The 3,779-nt window shown below is 60.7% G+C and carries 3 protein-coding genes; 2 read left to right on the top strand and 1 reads right to left on the bottom strand.

The features are described from left to right. Window positions 1-742 (bottom strand): DNA-formamidopyrimidine glycosylase family protein (locus tag M7F93_RS11260; RefSeq protein ID WP_298173485.1); only part of this gene is annotated, 742 nt, incomplete at its 3' end. A gap of 237 nt (window positions 743-979) precedes the next feature. Here M7F93_RS11260 and M7F93_RS11255 point away from each other — a divergent pair. Next, the gene (locus M7F93_RS11255; RefSeq protein WP_298173482.1) at window positions 980-1,810 is read left to right on the top strand and encodes a hypothetical protein; all 831 of its coding nucleotides are present in this window, start codon (window positions 980-982) and stop codon (window positions 1,808-1,810) included. A 260-nt stretch (window positions 1,811-2,070) separates the two neighbouring features. Next, on the top strand, window positions 2,071-3,779 hold a 1,709-nt coding region (leuS, locus tag M7F93_RS11250; RefSeq protein WP_298173479.1), incomplete at its 3' end, for a leucine--tRNA ligase.

Genomic DNA, 3,779 nt, shown 5'->3' with positions numbered 1-3,779 from the left:
CGCCGCCGCAGCTCGGGCAGTGTCCGTCTTCCCGATGGCGGGTGAGGAAGGTCTTGGGTAGCAGGTTGGTCTTCGCCTGACAGCGCACGGCCCGATCCAGCACCTTGGGTATCTGTTCGAGGAAATGTTCCCGCTCTTCTTCGCTGAGACTGGTCGCGGCGCGGTCCGGCCGCAGGCGGGCCTGAAAAAGGATTTCATCCGCCCAGATACCGCCGATGCCCGGCGCGAAGGTATCATCCAGCAGGATGTTACGCAGAGCGCTGCGGCGACGGCTCAGGGCTTCGCGCAACACACCAAGACCTTCCCCGTGCACCATCAGCGGATCAGGGCCGAGCTTGGTCAGGAAGTCCACATCGCTGTTTTCATCCAGCAGACGCAGGCGGTTACCCAACTGGGTCCCCTGAAAACGCAGGCGCTGCTGGCCGTTAATCTGAATCTCTAACGCCGCACGAGGCTCTTCGCCCTCTTCCGCGGTAGTAGGGCCGCGTTCCAGTTCACCGCTCAGTTCGCCGCCCAATTGCATGGCAAGGATGCCTTTGCGATCCAGTTCCAGAAAAAGGTATTGACCGTAGCGATGCAGATCAGTGATGGCTCTACCCTTGAGTGCAGCGTCTTCAATCCCAGCCCCATCTGTCAGCGTTTCACCTTTGGCGTTGCGTACCTGCATAACACCAACCCGTTTGTGCAGGATGTTGCGCCGCAGCTTCTGTTTAAGTAGTTCTAATTCTGGCAACTCGGCCATGTTTTTCTCCGGAACAATGGGTTTGAGACCCGTGATATGCCGCCTAGTCTAACCTGTGGGCACTGGCGCGCCAATGGCGGCGAAGTTCCGAGTGCTAAGCCTGCCCCGGTTCCAGGGAGTATCTAGAGTGGCTCTTGCTCTTCACAATCAGTGAATTATTATCTAGGATTGTGCGCCCGTCGCTGGCACGCATGGGTGGCGATTATGAAGCGGACTGATTAAACAGGTGCCACAAACATGAACAAAATAAAATTTTTGCCTATTACCGCCTTGCTGGCAGCTCTCATCATGGGTATTCAAACCGTACATGCCGATGATGCTATCCAAAATCCCTGTGCCGGACCATCCGCATTGCTCGCCTTACTGGATCGACCAACCGTGTCTGACAGTGCTTGCGTGGTGCAATACGGTCAAGCCGTACTGGAAGCGGGTTACCAACATGCCAACCTTACGGGGACCGGAGGCGGCACTGCCAATAATTTTCCCGAGGCGGAATTGCGCTTCGGCCTACCGGGCAACAACGAATTCGTCCTGCTGCCACCCAACGACAACGTCCAACGCACTCCCTCAGACAGTACATATTTCCAGGGATTCTCCGCTACCACGGTCGGCATCAAGCACGAGTTGGGCTACACCAAACACTGGTTGGGAGCCGTGGAAAGTTTGTTTACTCTGCCCTCCGGAAGCCCGGCGTTTGGCAACCGGGGGCTAGGGGTCGCCTTTAACGGTATCGTCGCCTATGCCCCCAGTGACGACACCGGCATATCCTTGCAGTTGGGCGTCACATCCCAGACCAATCCCGCACTCGCCGGAGGTGGTCGCTTCACCAGCATCAATCCGGATATCACCTTCACCTGGTTGCCATTGTGGAATCTGCAGTTCTACGGCGAGGTCTACGGACAGAGCCGCACGGGGCCAGGCCTGGGGTCTGGTTTTGACGCGGACGGCGGTGTGCAATACCTGCTGACCACCTACTGTGAGGTGGACCTTGAAGAAGGCGTGCGCCTGAGCGGAAACCTGGGTGGATTTACCCACTACTTCGGGGCAGGGATGGGTTTCCTGTTCTGAAATACGTAACGGGTGCGTGGTGGATAACCCTCTTTGAGGGCTGTACGTAGAGAATCCGGCTTTCCAGGTCCATCTGGTCTACCTGTATAGCGCGGGCATCACCTCCCCCACGCGGAACGATCGGGCAAACTCGCTCTGTGCCAGTCCGGTTTGCTCCGCGCAGTTCCGCTGATATCCCGGACCCAGCCGTAAACCATTGCGCCACCCCGGTGCCTATGGCAACCTTTGTGCCACATTTGTATCCGGCTGAAGATAAATTCATGGACACTCCCGCCTATTCCCCCCAAGAACTCGAAGCCGCCGTGCAGCAGCGCTGGCATGATCAGCAAGCCTTTAAGGCCGCCGCCAGGCCATCGGGCGAAAAGTTCTACGCCCTGGCCATGTTCCCCTACCCCTCCGGGCAATTGCACATGGGGCATGTGCGCAACTACAGCATTGCCGACGCCATCGCCCGCTATCAGCGCATGCTGGGCAAGGAAGTCATGCAGCCCATGGGTTGGGATGCCTTCGGCCTGCCTGCGGAGAATGCGGCCCTCAAGCACGGTTTGGCACCGGCGCAGTGGACCATGGGCAACATCGCCCATATGCGTGGGCAGTTGCAACGACTGGGCCTGTCTTATGACTGGTCACGGGAGTTCGCCACCTGCACGCCGGACTACTATCGCTGGGAGCAGTGGCTGTTCGTGAAGCTCTGGGAGAAGGGGCTGGTCTATCAGAAGCTGAGCACCGTCAACTGGGACCCGGTTGACCAGACCGTCCTCGCCAACGAGCAGGTGGTGGACGGCTGTGGCTGGCGCTCCGGCGCACCGGTCGAGCGCAAGGAGATCGTGCAGTACTTCCTGCGTATCACCGCCTACGCCGAAGAACTGCTGAGCGGCCTTGATGCCCTGAGCGAGGGCTGGCCGGAGCAGGTGCTGACCATGCAACGCAACTGGATCGGTCGCTCGGAAGGCGCAGAGATTCATTTCCCGCTGGCCGCTGGCGACGGTGTCATCAAGGTCTTCACCACCCGCCCCGACACCCTGATGGGGGCGACCTATCTGGCGGTGGCCCCGGAACATCCTCTGGCCGTTCAGGCGGCGGAAAACAGCGCTGAACTCGCGGCCTTCCTCGAACGCTGCCGCCATGGGTCCGTTTCCGAAGCCAGCATCGAAACCCAGGAGAAGGAGGGACATCCCCTCGGCCTGAACGTGCGGCATCCGCTTACCGGCGTGGAGCTACCCGTCTGGACCGCCAATTTCGTGCTCATGGGTTATGGCGAAGGCGCGGTGATGAGTGTGCCCGCCCATGATCAGCGGGACTTTGCGTTCGCGCGCAAATATGGTCTGCCCATTCGCGCGGTGATTCAGGCTGAGGGTGTTGCCACCGACGGCGAAGCCATGACGGAGGCCTGCACCGGCAGCGGCACCTTATTCAACTCCGGGGCTTTCGATGGCCTGGCCAGTGAAGTGGCCAAAGGCCGCATCACCGCGGCAGTAGCCGCCAGGGGATTGGGGCAGAAGACCGTCAACTTCCGTTTGCGCGACTGGGGTATCTCCCGCCAGCGTTACTGGGGCACGCCCATCCCCATGATCCACTGCCCCCACTGTGGCGTCGTGCCGGTGCCGGAGCGGGATCTGCCGGTGATCCTGCCGACCCACTACCAGCTTAAAGACCCGCGTTCGCCGCTGCTGGACGACCCCGAGTTCACCCGGGTGGCCTGCCCGCAATGCGGCGCCGCAGCCCGGCGGGAAACCGACACCATGGACACCTTCGTGGAGAGCTCCTGGTATTACGCCCGTTTCGCCTGCCCCGATGCCGAGCAGATGCTCGACCAGCGCGCCGCCGACTGGCTGCCGGTAGATCAGTATGTGGGTGGTGTGGAGCACGCGGTGCTGCATCTGCTCTATGCCCGCTTCTTCAACCGCCTGCTCCGCGATGTCGGCCTGCTGCCCGCCGACGGCGCCCACGATGAGCCCTTCCGCCATCT

The sequence above is a fragment of the Acidithiobacillus sp. genome, from assembly GCF_027322205.1.
GTDB lineage: Bacteria > Pseudomonadota > Gammaproteobacteria > Acidithiobacillales > Acidithiobacillaceae > Acidithiobacillus.
This window is presented reverse-complemented; position numbering and strand designations above follow the sequence as displayed.

Coding starts and splice junctions, on each gene's coding strand:
- M7F93_RS11255 (WP_298173482.1), top strand. CDS start 980: ATGAACAAAATAAAATTTTTGCCTATTACCGCCTTGCTGGCAGCTCTC.